Annotated in this window: 2 protein-coding genes; one reads left to right on the forward strand and one right to left on the reverse strand. The window is 74.8% G+C overall.

Going from position 1 to position 1237, the window contains the following annotated elements; translation table 11 throughout:
- A partial coding sequence (locus N869_RS15170; protein WP_035063052.1) for a DUF3866 family protein occupies positions 1-391 on the reverse strand: 391 nt, incomplete at its 3' end.
- A 33-nt stretch (positions 392-424) separates the two neighbouring features.
- Between N869_RS15170 and N869_RS15175 the strand changes: the two genes are divergently transcribed.
- Positions 425-1237, forward strand: an 813-nt coding sequence (locus N869_RS15175; protein WP_052105648.1) for a helix-turn-helix transcriptional regulator, incomplete at its 3' end; no start/stop codon positions are given.

Genomic DNA, 1237 nt, shown 5'->3' on the forward strand with positions numbered 1-1237 from the left:
GCATCCCGGTCAGGTCGTCGGCGTCCTGCAGGGTCTCGTGGTCCGGTGACTCCTGCTCGTCCACGCCCAGCACCATGGACTGCAGCGGGGTGTACCGGGCCTTGACCAGGTGACCCGGTCCCGGGGGGGCGTCAGGGGCCAGGGCGTCGGGACGGGCCACGACGAGCGCGTACCCGCCGGTGCCCAGCCCGCGCACCTGGGCGGTCACGTTGAGCAGCACGCGTTCGCCCGCGTCCGGCGCACCGGTCAGGTCCGTGTACGCCAGGGCCCGGACCGTGCCTGCGGTGCCGTCCTCGGCCGGGCTGTCCGGTTCGAGCTGCACGTCCACCTCGACCGCACCCGCCCAGGTGCGGACCACCGACACGACCGTCGCGCTGCGCCAGGAGATCACCTGACCACGGTACCGGCGCTAGCGTGAGGTGCCATGGCTGACCCACGTGCCCCCGCCGAGCGGCTGCTCAACCTCGTCATCGCGCTGCTGAACACCAGCGGTCGCATGACCAAGGAGCAGATCCGCCGCTCGGTGGCGGGGTACGACGCCTCGGCGTCCACCGAGGCGTTCGAGCGCATGTTCGAGCGCGACAAGGAGACGCTCCGCGAGCTCGGTGTGCCCGTGATGACCGTGGCCGACCCGGCCCACGGGGACGACCAGGGCTACCGGATCGACCCGGACGCCTACGCCCTGCCGCCGATGGAGCTGAGCGCCGCCCAGCTGGGTGTGCTGCGGCTGGCCGCGGAGTTCTGGCAGGGTCAGCCGCTGCGCGCGGACGCCGCCCGCGGCCTGACCAAGCTCACCGCCACCGCCCGGGGGACGGGCAGCACCGACGTGGTCGCGGGCCTCGCGCCACGGATCCAGCCGGCAGGACCGTCCCTGGCCCCGCTCCTGGATGCCGCGCACGCCCGGCGGCGGGTGCAGTTCACCTACAGGACGGCACGCACGGGCAGCGTGGGGCGCCGCACGGTGGAGCCGTGGCGGATCGTCGCGAGCCGCGGGGGGTGGTACCTGGTGGGGCTGGACGTCGACCGGGCCGCGTCCCGGGTGTTCCGTCTGAGCCGGATCGACGGCGCGGTGCGACCCGTGGGACCCGAGGCCGCGTTCGAGGTGCCCACCGATGTGGACCCACGGGCGCTGGTGATCAGCGCCCAGCGGCGGGAGGGCCGCATCGCGGTCCTGGCGGTCGCGCCCGACCGGTGCGGGGCGCTGCGTGCCCGGGCGGCACGTCTGGACGCCACGACC

The sequence above is a fragment of the Cellulomonas bogoriensis 69B4 = DSM 16987 genome (genome assembly GCF_000767165.1).
GTDB classification, from domain to species: Bacteria; Actinomycetota; Actinomycetes; order Actinomycetales; family Cellulomonadaceae; genus Actinotalea; species Actinotalea bogoriensis.